Origin of the sequence: Actinomycetospora succinea, assembly GCF_004363095.1 — a bacterium.
Classification (GTDB): domain Bacteria; phylum Actinomycetota; class Actinomycetes; order Mycobacteriales; family Pseudonocardiaceae; genus Actinomycetospora; species Actinomycetospora succinea.
The window spans coordinates 265,825-281,479 of the sequence record NZ_SNYO01000005.1 but is presented as its reverse complement, the minus strand read 5'-3'; the positions used below and the strand labels follow the sequence as shown (position 1 = coordinate 281,479).

Below are 15,655 nucleotides of genomic sequence, written 5' to 3'. Positions count from 1 at the left end.
GTCTCCTCGCTCGTCTGCTCGTTCGCCGACGATCGTCGTCCGCGGGGCGGTCGGGCCGCCTCATCCCGGGCAGGTGAACGGCACCGGAACGTCAGACGAGCAGCCCGCGCTCCTGGGCCTCGGTGACCGCGCCCCGCCGGGACGACACCCCGAGCTTCGCGTAGATCGAGCGGATCTGGGTCTTGACGGTGTTGACCGAGACCACGAGCTCGTCGGCCATCGTCGGGGCGTCGAGCAGCGACGGGAGCAGGGCGAGGATGACCAGCTCGCGCTCGCTGAGCGGCGGCGCGGGCTCGTCGGTGACCGCGGCGCAGGCGGCGGCGACCCGGGCGGACGTCGCGGGGTGCTCGCGCAGCAGCGCCCGGGTCCGGGGGCCGGCGAGCGCGAACGGGCGCACGAGGTCGCGGTCGCGCGCGGCGGTGAGGGCGGCGTCGAGCGCGGCCCGGCCGCGGGCGGTGTCGTCGGCGCGCAGCGCGGCCTCGGCGTCGAGGAGCCCGGCCTCGACGAGCACCGTCGCCGGCGCCCGGCCGGAGCGGCGCAGCGCGGCGACGCCCGCGCGCGCGGCCTCCCACCGGCCCGTGGCGGCCTCGGTGCACGCCCGCATCAGGGCACCCTCGTCGGTGTCGCCGACGCGCCCGGCCAGCCAGGCGGTGACCTCGCCCGCGACGCGCAGGTTGCCGAGCAGCAGCGCGGCGCGGTGCTCGAGCAGCGCCAGCGCGCCGACCAGCGGCGCCGGGAGCAGCGCGTCGCCGAGCGCGACCCGCGCCTCGCGGGCCTCGGTGAGCCCGGCGCCGCGGCGGCCGAGGTCGCCGACGGCGGCGCCGTGCACCGCGCGCAGGGCGTAGCGGTCCGCGGGGGCGAGCCGGTCGGGGAGCTCCAGGACGCCCGCGCACCGGTCGGCGGCGCGGCCGGGGTCGCCGCGCAGCAGGTCCGACCAGGCGAGCAGCGCCGCGGTCCGCGCGGTCCACGCCGGGCGGCCCGCGGTCTCCAGGGCGGCCTCGGCGGGCCCCGTCACCCCGCCCGGGTCGCCCTCGACGACGGCGGCGAGGGCGAGCTCGGCGAAGGTGGCGACCTCGAGCCGGACGAGCCGCCCGGCGCGGGCCGGGGCCAGCGCGCGGTGCAGCTCGGCGCGGGCGGTGGCGGTGTCGGCCGGGGAGGCCGCGAGCAGGGCGGTGCCGCGGGCGAGGTGCAGCAGGCCGGCGAGCCCCGGGTCCTCGGGCGCCGTGACGGGGTGCGCCGGCTCGGTCCCGGCGAGCAGCTCGGCCGCCGCGCGCAGGGCGGCGAGGTCCGGCGCGGGCGCCGCGGGCCACGCCCGGGCCGCGAGGCGCAGCCGCGCCATGGCGGCCGGGAGCTCGCGCGCCTCGAGGTGGACGAGCGCGGCGGCGAGCGCGAGGCCCGGGTCGGCGCCGACGGCGCTAAGGCCGACCGTGCCCAGCGCCCGGCGCAGCGCGGGGAGCTCCCCGCGCAGCAGCAGCGGGACGGCGAGCCGGCCCAGGAGCTCCGCGGTCAGGGCTGGGTCCTCGGCGCGCTCGGCGTGGCGCAGGGCGTGGGCGGGCTCGTCGTGCTCGGCCCACCACCGGGCGGCCGCGGCGTGCTGGCGGCGGCAGTGCTCGGGCCGCCGCCGGGCCAGGTCGGCGACCAGGTGGGAGCGCAGGAGGGCGTGGACGTGGTGCTCGTCGGGCCCGACGCGCTCGACCATGCCGATCCCGTGCGCGACCTCCTCCAGCCGCCGGGCGACGTCGGCGCGCCCGGTCAACGTGACCGCGAGGGCGTCCGGGAGGCGTCGGCAGACGCTGAGGTCGGCGAGCAGCTCGCGGTCGTCGGGGGCGAGGCCGTCGAGGAGCTCGCCGCCGAGGTAGTCGGCGACCGACCGGTCGTCCCCGGAGAAGCGGGCGAGGAACGACTCCCCGGACCCCTCGCCGCCGCGCAGCGCGAGCACCGCGAGGCGCAGGCCGGCGGCCCAGCCCTCCGTGCGCCGGTGCAGGGTGACGACGTCGTCGGCGTCGAGCGCGACCCCGCTGGCCTCGGCGAGCGCGGCGGTGGCGTCGAGGGAGAACCGCAGGCCGTCGGCGCGCAGCTCGCGCAGCCCGTCCTCGAGGCGGAGCCGGGGCAGGCCGACGGCGGGGTCGGAGCGCGCCGCGAGCACCAGGTGCACCCCCGCGGGCCGGTGGCGCACCAGCCGGGCCAGCGCGCGCACCCCGGCCTGGCGCTCGGTGAGGACGTGGACGTCGTCGAGGACGAGGCGGATCGCGGGACGCAGCGTGCCCAGCCCCTCGAGCAGGGCATCCGCGAGGTCCTCACCCGTCGCGCCCCGCTCGGCCAGCTCGTGCAGCGGGCTGCCGGCGGGGACGGCGCCGGTGGCGAGCACGGCCGCGAGCACCACCGACCAGAACCGGTCGGGGTCGGCGTCGTCGCGGTCGAGACCGGCCCACGCCGTCGGCGGGCCCCCGCCGTGGCGGGCCCACTCGGCGAGCAGGACGGTCTTGCCCGACCCGGCGGGCGCGATCACCGCGACCAGCTGGCCGGGCCGGGCGGACTCGAGGCGCCGCCACAGCGCCGGGCGCCGGACCAGCCAGGCGGGCAGCGCCGGGACGGCCGTCCTGCTCGCGGGAATGCGGACCATGACCACGGAGAGTGGCGCGTGCCCGGGTGAGGCGGCGTCCTTCGCCGAGGATGAGGCGGATGAGGGTGAGCGGGTCGCGAGCATGGCCACTCACAGCAATCCGAGGGCGCGCGCTCGGCGGACCGCCTCCCGCCGACCGGACGCCCCGAGCTTGCGGTACACGGCCCGTTGGTGGGACTTCACGGTGTTGACCGAGACGTAGAGCTCGGCGGCGATCTCGGGGTTCGACAGGGTGCTGGCGAGGTAGCGCAGCATCGTCGCCTCACGCTCGGTGAGGGGCTCGGCGAGTGGCGGGCGGGGCGCGCCGTGGTCGGCGGGCGTGCCGGTGAGGCGCTCGAGGAGGTCCACCGCGAAGCCCACGGCGCCGCTGCCCCGGTCGACCCGACGCCGCAGGACGTCGGCGAGCGCCGGCTCGGCGAGGAACGGGCGGCGCAGCGCGTGGGGCGCGGCGGTCAGCAGGGCGTCCTCGAGCAGCGCCGCCGCGCGCTCCGGGGCGCCGGCGCGCTCGGCGGCGAGCGCCGCGACCACGCCGGCGCCCGTCCGGACCCGGGGGAGCGCGCTCGCCGCCGTGTCGCCCAGGGCCTCCTCGACGCCGTCGTCCCCGAGGTGGCCGAGCAGTCGGGCGGCGGCGACCCGGCCGCCGTCGGTGCGCGGCGTGCCGAGGCGGCCGGCCACCGCCCGCGCGGCGTCGGGGTTGCCGGAGCGCGCCAGGAGGTCGGCCTCGCCCAGGCGCCACTGCTCGGCCAGCGGGCGGGGCGGCGTCCACGACCCCGCCCGGGTGTCCGCCGACCGTAGCCGGGCGAGGGCGTCCTCCGTGTGGCCGGCGGCGTCCTGGCGGTCGGCGAGCGTCAGCGCGCGGGCGAGCTGGACCTGGGGCTCCGGCGCGACCTCCTCGACCTCGGCGAGCAGGGAGAGCCAGCGCTCGGCGGCACCGGGCTCGCCGCGGTCGATCGCCACCCGGGCCATCGCCAGGTAGGCGGTGGCGACCTGCGGCATGCGCGCCCACCCCGCCTCCTCGGCGGTCCCGATCACCGCGCGGGCCCGCTGCTCCGCGGCGTCCAGCTCGCCGCGCTCGCAGGAGAGCAGGGCGAGGTGCGCGGCGGCGTTGACGCGGGGGAGCGTCGCCGGGCCGGCGCCGTCGGCGGTCTCGCGCAGGTGGCCGTCGGCGGCGGCGAGGTCCCCCGTCCACAGCTCCGCGGTGCCGAGGTTGGCCAGCACGACCGCCGGCACGATCGCCGCGTCGAGCACGCCGTAGCGGTCGAGGGCGGCCACGTCGAGGGTGACCGGGCGGTAGGCGAGCGCCACGGCGTCGAGGTCGCCGCGGGCGCGGGCGTGCGCGGCCTCGATGAGGGCGTGGTGGACCTCGAGGCGCTGCCGGCGGCGCTCGCCGAGCGCGCCGGCGCCCCGCCGGGCGGCGGCGAGCAGGGCCGGGACCTGGGTCGTGTCGCCGAGGGCCACGCGGGCGCCGGCGAGCGCGGTCGCGAGCTCCGGGCGCTCGAGCAGGACCGGTTCCGGGATGTCGCCGAGGACCCGGATGACCCCGTCGGCGGACCCGCGCAGGACGAGCGCGGCGAGGTGCGCGGCGACGACCTCGGCGGCGAGGGCCCACAGCTCGCCCTGCACCGCCGAGCGCAGCGCCTCGAGCGGCATCCCGCGGTGCCGGAACCAGTCGGCGGCCCGGCGGTGGCGCTCGCGGCGGTCGCGACGGGACGCCGGGCGCGCGCGCAGGACGTCGAGCACGAGGCGGTGCAGCCGGTACCAGCGCCCGGGGTGGTCGAGCGCCTGGACGAACAGGTGGGCCGCGGAGAGCTCGGCGAGGCGGGCCTCGCCGTCGCCGCCCCCGGTGATCGCGTCGGCGAGGTCGGCGCACACGAGGTCGACGACGCTGATCCGCTCGAGGAACGCCACGAGCTCGGGGGGCTGGCGGCCGAGGACCTCGTCGAGCAGGTACCCCGAGACGCTGTGCGCGTCGCCGGAGAACGCGGCGACCGCGGCGTCGACGTCCGGGCGCGTGGCGAGGTCCAGCGCGGCGAGGCGCATGCCCGCCGCCCAGCCCCCGGTCCGCGCCACCATCTCCCGGACGTGCTCGCCCTGCGCGGCCACCCCGAGCTGGGCGAACAGCGCCGAGGCCTCGTCGTCGCGGAAGGCGAGGTCGTCGGGCCGGACCTCCGCGACCAGCCCGGCCATGAGCAGGCGGGTCCGCGGCCACGGCGGGTCGTGCCGCGTGGTGGCGACGAGCGCGAGCGAGGGCACGGGGCGCTCGACCAGGCTCTGCAGCCCCCGGTGCACCGCGGGCGAGGACACCTCGTGGAGGTCGTCGAGGACGAGGACCACGGGCCGCTCCGCCTGGCGCAGCGCGTGCGCGAACGCGCCGGGCAGCTCGTCCGGGTCGGCGCCGCCGCCGAGGCGGCCGTCGAGCCCGCGCAGCGCCGCGGCCGTGGCCGGGCCCGCCGCCGACCCGACGGCGCGGGCGAGCGCGGCCCAGAACGCCCGCGGCTCGTCGTGGCCGGCGCCGAGCGTCACCCAGGCGGCCTCGCGGCCCCCGGCGCCCGCGGCCAGCCAGGAGCTCACGAGGAGCGTCTTGCCCCAGCCGGCCGGCCCCACGACCAGGGTCATCGCCGCGTCGGCGACGGCCCGGTCGAGCTGGGCGTGCAGCCGCGGGCGCCCGACGACGTGCGTGGCCACCGGGACGGCGTGCTCGGCGTCGGCACGGGGCGCGGCCGGGGGAGGGGCGGCCGGGGCCGTCGACCCCGTGGAGGCAGCGGGCCACGGCCCCGCGACGACGGGGCCCGACGAGGTGGCGCGACGGGTGGCCACGGCGCTACCCCCCGCCCGTCGGACGGAGATCGGCGGGGACGGCGTCCGGACCGAGGACCGCCGCGCGGTCGCCGGGGTACGCGCGCGCCGCCACCAGGAACGCGCCGGCCGCGACGACGCCGAGGGCGGCGAGGAGCGCGAACGCGGTGGTGAGGCCGATGGTGTCGGCGAGGGCGCCGGTGAGGACCGGGCCGACGGTGAGCCCGAGGAGGTTCTGGGCCACGACGAGCACGGAGAACGCGGTGGCCCGCACGCCGGGGTGGGTCACGTCCACGACGACCGCCGCCGCGGGCCCGACGGCCGCCGTGACGGCCGCCGCGCCGAGCAGCACCAGGGCGACCTGGCCCGGCCCGGCGGGCACGAGCGTGAACGCCGGCACGAGCAGGGCGGTGGTCGCGAGGCCCGCGAGGACCGGCGTCCGCAGCCGGGCGCCGGGGTCGCGGCGGGCGGCGCGGTCGGTGAGCAGCCCGGCGCCCGCGGTGCCGGCCACGCCGGCGAGCATCACGACCGCGGCCAGCCCGCCGGCCTGCGCCGGGGCGAGGTGGAGGTCGCGCTCGAAGTGGGTCGGCAGCCACGTGTACAGCGACGACGCGACGACGAGCAGCAGCACCATGCCGGTGACCGCCGCGACGACGGTGCGCGTGCGCAGGACGCCGGCGACGGCGCGGGGCCCGCGGGGGACCGTGCGCACCGTCGGGTAGTCGCGGACCCGCAGCACGGCGAGCGCGAGCAGCAGCCCCGGCACGACCATGACGGCGACGGCCCACCGCCAGCCCCACTGCGCCGCGACCGCGCTGCCGAGCAGCATGCCCACGACGGTCCCGAGCGGCCCGGCGGCCTGGAACACGCCGAGCACGGCGGCCCGGCGCTGCGCCGGGAACAGGGTGGCGAGCAGCGCGCCACCGGCCGGTCCGTAGCCCGCCTCGCCGGCGCCGACCCCGATCCGGGCGGCGAGCAGCGTCCCCGGTCCGGGCGCGAACGCCGAGGCGGCCGCCGCCGCGCTCCAGACCGTGCCCATGAGGGCGATGGCCCGCGTCCGGCTCCACCGGTCCACCAGCGAGGCGGCGGGCAGCGCGCCGAGCGCCACGGTCAGGGTCACGACGGAGACCAGTGCGCCGAGCGTGGTGTCGGCGAGCCCCCACTCCGCGCGCAGGTACGGGAACGCGGCCACGAGGACCTGCCGGTCGGCGAAGTCGACGAGCATCAGGCCCGTGAGCAGCGCGAGGACGGCACGGGGCGAAGGCGCGCTCATCCCAGCAGGCCCTGCTCGTGCGCGACGAGCACCGCGTCCCGGCGCGTCGTGACGCCGAGCTTGCCGTAGAGGGCGCGGACGTGGGTCTTGATCGTGTTGATGGAGACGTCGAGCTCGCTCGCGATCTCGTCGAGGCTCTCCAGCGAGGGCAGGCGGGTGAGGACGTCGTGCTCGCGGACGCTCAGCGCGATGCCCCCCGGCGAGGTCGCCCCTGCCGCCAGGGCCCGGGCGACGAACGCAGCGCGCGGCGCGCCGGTCGCGAGCTCGTCCACCAGCAGCGCGCGCACCCCGCCGTCGGCGTGGGCGAAGGGCCGCAGCGCCCCGAGCGGCTCGGCGAGGCCCACCGCGTGGCGGGCCGCGGCCCGGGCGCCGGGACGGTCGTCGCGCGCGAGGCGCCCGGCGCTCTCCAGCAGCCAGGCCTCGACGTCGAGCGCGTCCGGGCTCGGGCGCGGGCGCCGGGCGAGCAGGGGGGCGATCGCCTCGCGGGCCGCGGCGGGGTCGCCGGCCGCCACCGCGCCCCACCCGCGCATCAGCGCGAGGGCGGGGCTCGCGGGCCGGCGCCCGGCGAGCCAGGCGGCGACGGCGCCGGCCGCGGTGGTGTGGCCGAGCTCGAGGGCCGCGCGGTGCTCGAGGAGGGCCGCGGCGGCGGCGAGGGCGCCCGGCACGTCGGCGTCGCCGAGCTCGGTCCGGGCCGCCTGCAGCGCGAGCAGGCCCGCCGGGCCCTCGCCGAGGTCGAACACGGCCCCGCCGTGGGCGCTGCGCCGCGCGAACCGCACCGCCGGGGTGGTCGGCGGGGCGTCCTCGGTGGTGTCGCGGGCGGCCGCGGGGTCGGCGCGCAGCAGGGCCGCATGGGCGGCGACGGCCCCGGCGATCGCGGTCCACGGCGCCGCGCCCGGCCCGTCGGCGTCGGGCTCGCCGACGACGCGCTCGGCGGCCTCGAGGGCCCGCGGCACGTCGCCGGCGACCCACAGCGCGGCGGCGAGCAGGGCGCGGCCGCGGTGCGCGACGACGTCGAGGCCGGCCCGGTGCGCCAGCGCGAGGCCGGCCCCGAGCTCGGTGCGGGCGCGGGACGCCTCGCCGGCGAGCAGGGCGGCCGCGCCGCGCCCGACCCGCACGTGCGCCCCGAGGGCGGGCTCGGCGGGGACGGGCTCGTCGTCGACGGGCGGGCGGCGGCCCAGCACCCGCTCGGTCGCGGCGCGGAAGGCCCGGGTGTCGGGGTCCGGGGTGCGGTCGCGCCGGGCCCGCCGCAGCGCGTCCCGCGCCGCGTCGCTCTCCCCGCGCGCGAGGTGCCCGTGGACGGCGGCCGTCGCGAGGCGGGCGTCCGGGCGCGCCCCGTCGCGGTCCGCCGCGCTCACCGCGCGCCCCAGCGCCGCGTGCTCGCCCCGCCCGGCGAGCCACGGCCCCCAGCGCCCGACGAGCGCGGCGAGCAGCTCCCCGTCGCCCGCGCGGGCGGCGTGCCGGAGCGCCTCGACCGGCTCGCCCTGCTCGGACCACCAGGCGGCCGCGACCGTGTCGAGCCCGGCCACGAGGTCCGGTCCGCGGCGGCCGAGGTCGGCGACGAGGTGCGAGCGCAGCAGCTCGGGCAGCCGGTAGGGGTCGCCCGGCGCGCCGCTGCCCGTGACCAGACCGGTGTCGCGGGCCAGCTCGTCGAGCACCTCGGTGGCGTCGGTGCGCCCGGTCAGCCGCGGGGCGAGCGCGGCCGGGACCCGCGCGGCGACGCTGATCCGGCGCAGCACCTCGCGGTGGGGCTCGGCGAGCCCGGCGAGGACCTCGTCGACGAGGTAGTCGGCGACCGGTCGTTCGTCGCCCGAGAACCCCTCGAGGAAGCGCTCGGGGTGCGGGTGGTCGCGCAGCGACAGCGCCGCGAGCCGCAGGCCGGCCACCCAGCCCCCGGTGCGCTCGTGCAGCTCCGCGACCTGCGCGTCGTCGAGGTGCAGGCCGCAGGCGTGCAGCAGCGCCGCCGACTCGTCGGGCGCGAACTGCAGGTGCCCGGCGCGCAGCTCGGTGACCCGCTCGTCCATCCGCAGGCGCGGCAGCGGCAGCGGCGGGTCCCGCCGCCCCGCGAGCACGAGCCGGAACAGCGGCCCGGCGTCGCGCAGCAGCATCGCCAGCCCCTGTCGCGAGAGCGGGTCGGCGAGGTGCTGGACGTCGTCGAGCACGAGCCGGACCGGCGTGGGCAGGGCCGCGAGCGCCTCGGTGAGCTCGGTGAGGAACTCCGGCGCCACCGTCGACCGGGACACCACCAGGCGGTGGAGCCTGCTGGACGGCGGCACCGCGGACAGCGACGTCAGCGCCTCGAGGACCGCGCTCCACAGCCGGCGCGGATCGCGGTCCTCGGGCTCCAGGCTCACCCAGGCCGTCGCGCGCCCGTGGTCGGCGCCGATCCACGAGGCGAGCAGCGAGGTCTTGCCGAAGCCCGGGGGCGCCGAGAGCAGCACGAGGGCGCGGTCGGCACCCCGGTCGAGGACGTCCTCCAGCGCCCCGCGCCGGACGTGGCCGGGCGGGAGCTCGGGGGGCCCGGTCCTCGACCGGGCGACGTGGGCCATGTGTTTGACCTCGGGTGGCTGCACACGCCGTCGCGGAGGGCGGCGGCCACCGTCACCATAGGATCTCTCGACCCCTCCCGGAATCAGGCAACCTCCTCGATCGGGTGCGCCTGCGGTGGCAGGCGCACCGTCGTTCGGCGTAATCGGCGACGGGACGGAAACGGCTGGTCACGGCCGGTCCGGTTGGACGCGACGGATCGTGCGCTACTGCCGCGCGATCGCCACCCGCAGCCGTTCCTCGGGGTCGAGGTAGTGGTCGTGGTCGTCCTCGCCGACGTCGAGCTGCACCCAGTGGATGCGGCCGGTGAAGCGGCTGGTCGGCCCGGTGTAGTCGGGGCTGACCGGCGTGCCCTCCTCGCGCCCGATGTCGGTGGTCTCGTCGGCGGAGAAGACCATCGGCTGGGTCATCGCCACGCGCCCGGAGCCGGCGGCGGCGCCGTCGACCCAGAGCGTCACGTCCCCGCCCTTCGCGAGGCCGCCGCCGTCGTAGGCGAACTCGGCCCGCACCTGGTGCACCCCGCCCGCCACCGGCTCGTCACCGCGGACGGTGAAGATCTGGATGCCGAGCACGTTGTAGCAGAAGGTCAACCGGCCCTCGTGCAGGTAGACCGCCCAGCCCCCGAAGCGCCCGCCCTGGGCGATGACGACGCCCCGCCCACCGCCGACGGGGACGTCGACCTCAGCGGTCACCGTGAACGACCGGTTCTTGATCGACAGGACGCTGTTCTCGGAGAGCCGGCCCATGCCGGGGAAGAACAGCTGCGAAGTCCCTTGGATGAGGGTCGGCCGCCCCGCCATCGCCGGGTCGATGCGCTCCGCGGTGCGGTCGTCCAGCGGGAGCACCCCGTACTTCGTGGCCTCGATGAGCCACAGCCGCTGCAGGCGCGCGAGGACCTCGGGCTTGTCGGCGGCGAGGTCGCGGGCCTGGCTGTAGTCGCTGTGGCCGTCGTAGAGCTCCCAGACATCCTCGTCGAACGGCGGCGGCTCGTGGCCCGTCATCAGCCAGGGCGTGCGGTGCTTGGTCACCGCGCTCCAGCCCTTGTGGTAGATGCCGCGGTTGCCGAACATCTCGAAGTACTGCAGCTCGTGGCGTTCGGGCGCGTCCGGCTCGCCGAACGTGTAGAGCATGCTCGTGCCCTCCATGGGCGACTGCTGCACGCCGTTGACCATCGTGGGCTCGGGGATGCCGGCGGCCTCGAGGATCGTCGGGGCCACGTCGATGACGTGGGTGAACTGCGAGCGCAGACCGCCGGGGTCCGAGGTGCCGCGGGGCCAGTGGACGATCGTGCCGTTGCGGGTGCCGCCCCAGTGGGAGGCGACCTGCTTGGTCCACTGGAAGGGTGTGTTCATCGCCCAGGCCCAGCCCACCGCGTAGTGGTTGTACGACTCGGGCGACCCGAACTCGTCCATCTTGCCGAGCAGGAACTCGGGGGTCTCGAGACCGGCCATCCCGTTGAAGTTGGCCATCTCGTTGAACGCGCCCTGCGTGGTGCCCTCCGACGACGCCCCGTTGTCGCCGATCATGTAATAGATCAGCGTGTCGTCGAGGATCCCCATGTCCTCGAGGGTGTCGACGAGGCGTCCGACCTGGTGGTCGGTGTGCTCGAGGAAGCCCGCGTAGACCTCCATCTGGCGCGCCAGCACGGGCTTGAGCTCGTCGGGCATGTCGTCCCAGGCCGGGATCTCGTCGTGCCGCGCGGTCAGCCCGGCCTCCGGCGGGATGATCCCGGCCTCCTTCTGGCGCGCGAACGTGCGCTCGCGCGCCGCGTCCCACCCGTCGTCGAACTCGCCGCGATAACGCTCGGCCCACTCCCGCGGCACGTGGTGCGGTGCGTGGGTCGCGCCTGGCGCGAAGTAGACGAAGAACGGGCGCTGCGGCATGAGCGCCTTCTGCTGGCGCATCCAGCTGGTGGCGCGGTCGGCGAGGTCCTCGGTGAGGTGGTAGCCCTCCTCGGGCGTCGCCGGCGGCTCGACCGGTGTCGTGCCGTCGTAGAGCGCGGGCTCCCACTGGTTGTTCTCGCCGCCGATGAACCCGTAGAACGTCTCGAACCCGCCGCCCCCGGAGGGCCAGGCGTCGAACGGGCCCATCGGCGAGGACTGGCACACCGGCACCTCGTGGCACTTGCCGAACTGCGCGGTCGAGTAGCCGTTGAGCTTGAGCGTCAGCGCCAGCGGGGCCTTGGTGTTCGGCCGCACCGAGCTGTTGCCCGGGGCCGAGGTGGCCGTCTCGGTGATGCTGCCCATGCCGACCGAGTGGTGGTTGCGGCCGGTCAGCAGGGCCTGGCGGGTGGGCGCACACAGGGCGGTGCTGTGGAAGCGCCGGTAGCGCAGGCCGCGCGCGGCCAGCCGGTCCGCGGTGGGGGTGCGGCACGGGCCGCCGAACGTCGAGGACGCCCCGAAGCCCACGTCGTCGAGCAGGACCACGACGACGTTCGGCGCACCGGCCGGCGGCAGCAGCGGCTCGATCGGGGCGAACGAGGTGTCGGGGTCCTTGGCGTCGTACGTCGTGAGCCCGGGCGCCGGCCGGTCCGGGATGGGCAGCATCGCGCGGGCGTGACGGTCGGGTGCGCTCATGGCGCCGACGGTCGTGCGCGACCGGCCGCACCGGCTCACCCCGGCCGGATGAACGGGCCCCGGGCCACCCTCGGCGGGTGAGGGCGGGATGCGGTCCGGCCCGCAGGCTGGGGACGACGACCCCGGGAGGCCTCTGATGACGGACCGGTTCTACGAGTTCCGTGTCGACGGGAGCCTGCCCGCGCAGGCCCGCGAGGCGTTCTGCGACATGGAGGTCCGGGAGATCCGTCCCGGCGCGGTCCTGCGCGGCGCGGTGATCGACGACGCGCACCTGCACGGCATCCTCGAGCAGCTGCGCCTGCTCGGGCTCACGGTCGTGTCCGCCCACCCGCTCCCCGCGGCGCCGGAGAGCTGAGCGCGCTCAGGCGATCTCGAGACCCTCGCCGACCTCCGCGATCAGGCGGTGGTCGTGGTCGCGGGCGAGCACGTGGCCGAGGCCGACGGCCAGCGCCACGGGCCAGGCGAGGACGTCCACGGCGGCGAGCCCGCCGAGGACGACGACGAACGCCAGGCTGCCGGTCGGCGGCCAGCCCACGGGGCCGAGGAGGGGCACGTCGACGTGCCAGCCGGTCGCGGGCTTCCCAGGAGCCTGCTGCTCCGGTGGCGTCGTCCCCGGTGTCGTCGGGTCCGGGGGCGTCGCGGGTGGGGCGGTCATGACGGCTCCTCGCCGGTCGGTGGTGCGGTGGGGTCCGGGGCCGAGTTCCTGCGCGACTTGCCCCGCCGGACCGCCTCGAGGATCGAGTTCACGAGCAGGCCGAGGACGAGCAGGTTGGCCACCATCTGGATGGTCACCAGCACCCGGGCCCCCTGGCTGAGCGGCGTGATGTCGCCGAAGCCGACGGTCGCGAAGACGGTCACGGTGAAGTAGAGCGCGTCGATCCGGGTCAGGGCCTCGCTGAAGTTGTCGGGCCGGGCGGCCGAGACCGCCGTGTAGGTCGCGGCGAACAGCAGGAGGAACAGCGGGATCGCGCTGGCGAACGCCTCGACGGCCCGCAGGCCCGGGTAGCGCGCCGTCACGATCGCGCGCAGCTGGTAGACGATCATCGCCACGAGCGCGGCGAGGCCGAGAAGGAACAGGATCAGCGTCGAGGTGTCCTGGGTGGGGTCCAGCGGCGCGAGGAAGTACACGACCACGAGCAGCGCGATCGTGACCACCGAGCGGCCCAGGACCAGGACCACCCGTCGTGTCGACGGCATGTCGATCTCCGTGGCCACCCTGGCTCCCTCCGGCACGAACGAGGCCCGCCCGTCGGCCGGGCGGGCCTCGTCCGCGCACCTCTCGCGCGGCGTCAGTACTCGGACTCCTCGCCCCACGTCACCATCAGCGCGTAGATGACGACGATGTCGAGGATGATGAGGATGATCGACCAGAGCGGGTAGGCAGGCAGGAACGCGAGCTGCACGATCGTGTTGAGGGCGAGCAGGACGATGCCGACGCCCCGGGCCCAGCTCGCCCCGGCGCCGCTCAGCAGCCCGAGGCCGGTCGCGAGCACGAGCACGCCCAGCAGGATGTGGATCCAGCCCCACGCGGTCAGGTCGAACAGCAGGACGGCTTCCCCGGTCAGGGTGACGTAGGTCGGCGAGAACAGCGCGAAGAACCCCTCGACCACGGCGAACCCGCCGATGATCGTCATCACCACCCCGCCGAAACGGACCCAGCCCATCCAGGCGCCGGAGCGGGGCGGGGCGGATGTCCCGTTGGCCCGGGACGGGGTGATCGGCGACCCCGAGACCGGTGACGGGATCTGCTGTTCGGTCATGGTCTCCTCCAGACACGTGGCGAACGGTGATGACGGACGCTCCCGCTCCCGGCGTCCGCGGACCTCACCCGAGCCGGATGAGTCCTGCTCACCCGCCGTGGATGAGGCGCGACGCCCGGGCTCGGGCGCAGGCTCGCCCCATGACCGACACGAAGGCGGCGGCGCGCGGGGCGGGGAGCGTGCTCGCGACGAGCTGCCTGTCGACGTTCGTCGTCAACGCCAACACCTCGGCCGTCAGCATCCTGCTGCCGTCGATCAGCGCCGACCTCGGTGCCCCGATCGACCTGCTGCAGTGGGCCGTCACCGGCTACCTGCTGGTCGGCGCGGCCACCATCGTCACCTCGGGCGTGCTGGGCGACGTCTTCGGCCGGCGCCTGCTGTTCCTGTCCGGGCTCGCGCTGTTCGTCGCGTCCTGCGCGCTGATCGCGCTCGCCCCGACGGGCGAGATGGTGGTCCTCGGCCGCGTGATCCAGGGGGCGTCCGGCGCCGCGATCCTGGCGACCGGGCTCAGCCTGCTGTCGGTCGCCACCGACGGGCCGGCGCGGATGCGGGCCGTCACGCTGTGGGGGGCCGCGTCGGCGGCGGGCGCCGCGGCGGGCCCGGTCCTCGGCGGCGTGCTCAACGAGGTGGCCGGATGGCAGGGCCTGTTCTGGCTCGACGCCGCCATCGCCGCGGTGTGCATCCCGTGGGTGATGGCCGCCGTGCCGGAGTCCCGCGACCCGGACCGCCCACGCTCGGTGGACCTCGCCGGCACCGTCCTCGTGGCGGCGATCCTCGCGCCGCTGATCTTCGCGGTGACCGAGGGCAGCACGTGGGGCTGGGCCTCGCCCGCGACGCTCGGGTGCCTCGCCGTGTCCGTGCTCGCCGTCGTCGGCTTCGTCCTCGTCGAGCGGCGGGTCACCGCCCCCCTGATCGACCTCGCGCTCCTGCGCAACCTGCTGCTCGTCGTGTCGACGGTCGCCATCCTCATCGGGGCGGGGGCGATCGCGGGGATCTCGTTCCTGATCAGCCTCTACTTCCAGAGCCCCGCGGCGTTCGGGATGAGCAGCCTCGAGGCAGGGCTCGCGTGTCTCCCGGTGGCGCTGGTCGTCGTCCTCGCGGCGCCCGCCGTGGCGCCGCTGGCCCACCGGTTCGGCGGCCGCCCCGTGGTGGTCCTCGGCTTCCTCCTGCTCACCGGCGGCTTCGTCCTGCTGACCTTCGTCGGCGCCGGGTGGACCTACCTCATGTTCCTGCCGGGCCTGCTCGCCGTCGCCCTGGGGCTGAGCCTGTCCAACGGTCCGGCGTCCTCCGCCGCGACGGAGTCGGTCCCGCCCGCGCAGGTCGGCGCCGCCTCCGGCATCTCGAACATGGCGCGCTACGTCGGCGGTGCGGTGGTCACGGCGATCGTCGCCGGGCTGTACACGTCGGTGGACACCGCGCAGACCGCCGCCGGCGCGACGCCCTCCGACTCGCTCGCCACGGCGTTCTCACGGGCCTGTATCGCGCTCGTCGTCGTCAGCGCCCTCGGCATCCCGCTCGCCCGCCGGGCCGGACGCAAGCCGAAGCCGACCCCGGTGCAGCTCGCCGCGGCGGCAGCGGCCACCACGGTCTCGCTCCCGGTGCACGACGCCGTGCCGGTCGCCCCGAGCCCGGCCCCTCAGGCCGGCGGCGTCCGGTAGCGGGCGGCGTAGCGCTCGGCCGCGGCGGCGTCCTTGTCGGCCGTGCGCGCCGCGCGGGTCGCGGGGCCCGTGCCGAGGGGGTAGCCGGCCTTGACCAGGCGGTGCTCGGCGGTCTCGTGCAGGTAGCTGACCGAGAAGATCAGGCCCATGATCGCGCCGCCGAGCGCGCACATCATCCGCAGCCACAGCGGCCCCGGCACGAACACGATGATGGCGATCGCGAACGGGGCGATCTGCACGACGGCGCGCAGGACATGGCGCAGCCACCAGGTACGGCAGGTCGTGTCGTGCAGCACCCACGGCGCGTACCGCGCGGGCAGGCCGCCGCCGAAGGCGTACCAGAGCCACTGCAGGGGGTTCGGCCGTCGCACGCGAGCCTCCATGCTTGGTGCGCCAATGGTTTGCACACCAATAGTATGGGGTCG

11 protein-coding genes are annotated in these 15,655 nt (G+C 77.2%); 2 read left to right on the top strand and 9 right to left on the bottom strand.

Features of this window, described 5'->3' with window-relative positions; genetic code table 11:
* Positions 1 to 91: 91 nt before the first annotated feature.
* From EV188_RS19950 to EV188_RS19930, 5 genes are all read right to left on the bottom strand, one after another.
* Positions 92 to 2,623 carry a winged helix-turn-helix domain-containing protein gene (locus tag EV188_RS19950; protein ID WP_133828029.1) on the bottom strand — a complete coding sequence of 844 codons (2,532 nt, stop codon included), beginning with the start codon at positions 2,621 to 2,623 and terminating at the stop codon, positions 92 to 94.
* A 90-nt stretch (positions 2,624 to 2,713) separates the two neighbouring features.
* A complete protein-coding gene (locus EV188_RS19945; RefSeq protein ID WP_133828028.1) occupies positions 2,714 to 5,440 on the bottom strand; it encodes a helix-turn-helix transcriptional regulator in 2,727 nt (908 codons plus the stop codon).
* 4 nt (positions 5,441 to 5,444) lie between these two features.
* Positions 5,445 to 6,692: an MFS transporter gene (locus tag EV188_RS19940; protein WP_133828027.1), complete on the bottom strand. Its 1,248-nt coding sequence runs from the start codon at positions 6,690 to 6,692 to the stop codon at positions 5,445 to 5,447.
* Entirely contained in the window at positions 6,689 to 9,238 is a 2,550-nt protein-coding gene (locus EV188_RS19935) for a helix-turn-helix transcriptional regulator (protein WP_133828026.1), read from the bottom strand. The genes EV188_RS19940 and EV188_RS19935 overlap by 4 nt, the downstream gene beginning before the upstream one ends.
* A gap of 204 nt (positions 9,239 to 9,442) precedes the next feature.
* On the bottom strand, positions 9,443 to 11,812 hold the full coding sequence (locus EV188_RS19930; protein ID WP_133828025.1) for an arylsulfatase: 2,370 nt from the start codon (positions 11,810 to 11,812) through the stop codon (positions 9,443 to 9,445).
* Positions 11,813 to 11,948: 136 nt separating this feature from the next.
* On the opposite strand from EV188_RS19930, the gene EV188_RS19925 reads away from it, so the two are divergent.
* The gene (locus EV188_RS19925; protein ID WP_133828024.1) at positions 11,949 to 12,167 is read left to right on the top strand and encodes a hypothetical protein; all 219 of its coding nucleotides are present in this window, start codon (positions 11,949 to 11,951) and stop codon (positions 12,165 to 12,167) included.
* A gap of 6 nt (positions 12,168 to 12,173) precedes the next feature.
* Here EV188_RS19925 and EV188_RS19920 read toward each other — a convergent pair whose 3' ends face one another.
* The 3 genes from EV188_RS19920 to EV188_RS19910 all read right to left on the bottom strand — a co-directional run bounded on the left by EV188_RS19920 (position 12,174) and on the right by EV188_RS19910 (position 13,572).
* Positions 12,174 to 12,467: a hypothetical protein gene (locus tag EV188_RS19920; RefSeq protein ID WP_133828023.1), complete on the bottom strand. Its 294-nt coding sequence runs from the start codon at positions 12,465 to 12,467 to the stop codon at positions 12,174 to 12,176.
* The gene (locus tag EV188_RS19915) at positions 12,464 to 13,027 is read right to left on the bottom strand and encodes a potassium channel family protein (RefSeq protein ID WP_133828022.1); all 564 of its coding nucleotides are present in this window, start codon (positions 13,025 to 13,027) and stop codon (positions 12,464 to 12,466) included. The genes EV188_RS19920 and EV188_RS19915 overlap by 4 nt, the downstream gene beginning before the upstream one ends.
* Before the next feature lie 74 nt (positions 13,028 to 13,101).
* Positions 13,102 to 13,572: a DUF7144 family membrane protein gene (locus EV188_RS19910; RefSeq protein ID WP_133828021.1), complete on the bottom strand. Its 471-nt coding sequence runs from the start codon at positions 13,570 to 13,572 to the stop codon at positions 13,102 to 13,104.
* A gap of 140 nt (positions 13,573 to 13,712) precedes the next feature.
* On the opposite strand from EV188_RS19910, the gene EV188_RS19905 reads away from it, so the two are divergent.
* On the top strand, positions 13,713 to 15,230 hold the full coding sequence (locus tag EV188_RS19905) for an MFS transporter (protein ID WP_243741847.1): 1,518 nt from the start codon (positions 13,713 to 13,715) through the stop codon (positions 15,228 to 15,230).
* On the opposite strand, the gene EV188_RS19900 is transcribed toward EV188_RS19905, so the two are convergent.
* Positions 15,209 to 15,601 (bottom strand): DUF5313 family protein, encoded by a 393-nt coding sequence (locus EV188_RS19900; RefSeq protein ID WP_341770778.1) that lies wholly within the window; start codon positions 15,599 to 15,601, stop codon positions 15,209 to 15,211. The two genes, EV188_RS19905 and EV188_RS19900, sit on opposite strands and share 22 nt — an antisense overlap.
* Between the last annotated feature and the right edge of the window lie 54 nt (positions 15,602 to 15,655).

Bases quoted from the DNA above. Each gene is read 5' to 3' on its own strand.
- EV188_RS19950 (WP_133828029.1), bottom strand. From the start codon at position 2,623: ATGGTCCGCATTCCCGCGAGCAGGACGGCCGTCCCGGCGCTGCCCGCC.
- EV188_RS19940 (WP_133828027.1), bottom strand. From the start codon at position 6,692: ATGAGCGCGCCTTCGCCCCGTGCCGTCCTCGCGCTGCTCACGGGCCTG.
- EV188_RS19935 (WP_133828026.1), bottom strand. From the start codon at position 9,238: ATGGCCCACGTCGCCCGGTCGAGGACCGGGCCCCCCGAGCTCCCGCCC.
- EV188_RS19930 (WP_133828025.1), bottom strand. From the start codon at position 11,812: ATGAGCGCACCCGACCGTCACGCCCGCGCGATGCTGCCCATCCCGGAC.
- EV188_RS19925 (WP_133828024.1), top strand. From the start codon at position 11,949: ATGACGGACCGGTTCTACGAGTTCCGTGTCGACGGGAGCCTGCCCGCG.
- EV188_RS19920 (WP_133828023.1), bottom strand. From the start codon at position 12,467: ATGACCGCCCCACCCGCGACGCCCCCGGACCCGACGACACCGGGGACG.
- EV188_RS19910 (WP_133828021.1), bottom strand. From the start codon at position 13,572: ATGACCGAACAGCAGATCCCGTCACCGGTCTCGGGGTCGCCGATCACC.
- EV188_RS19905 (WP_243741847.1), top strand. From the start codon at position 13,713: ATGACCGACACGAAGGCGGCGGCGCGCGGGGCGGGGAGCGTGCTCGCG.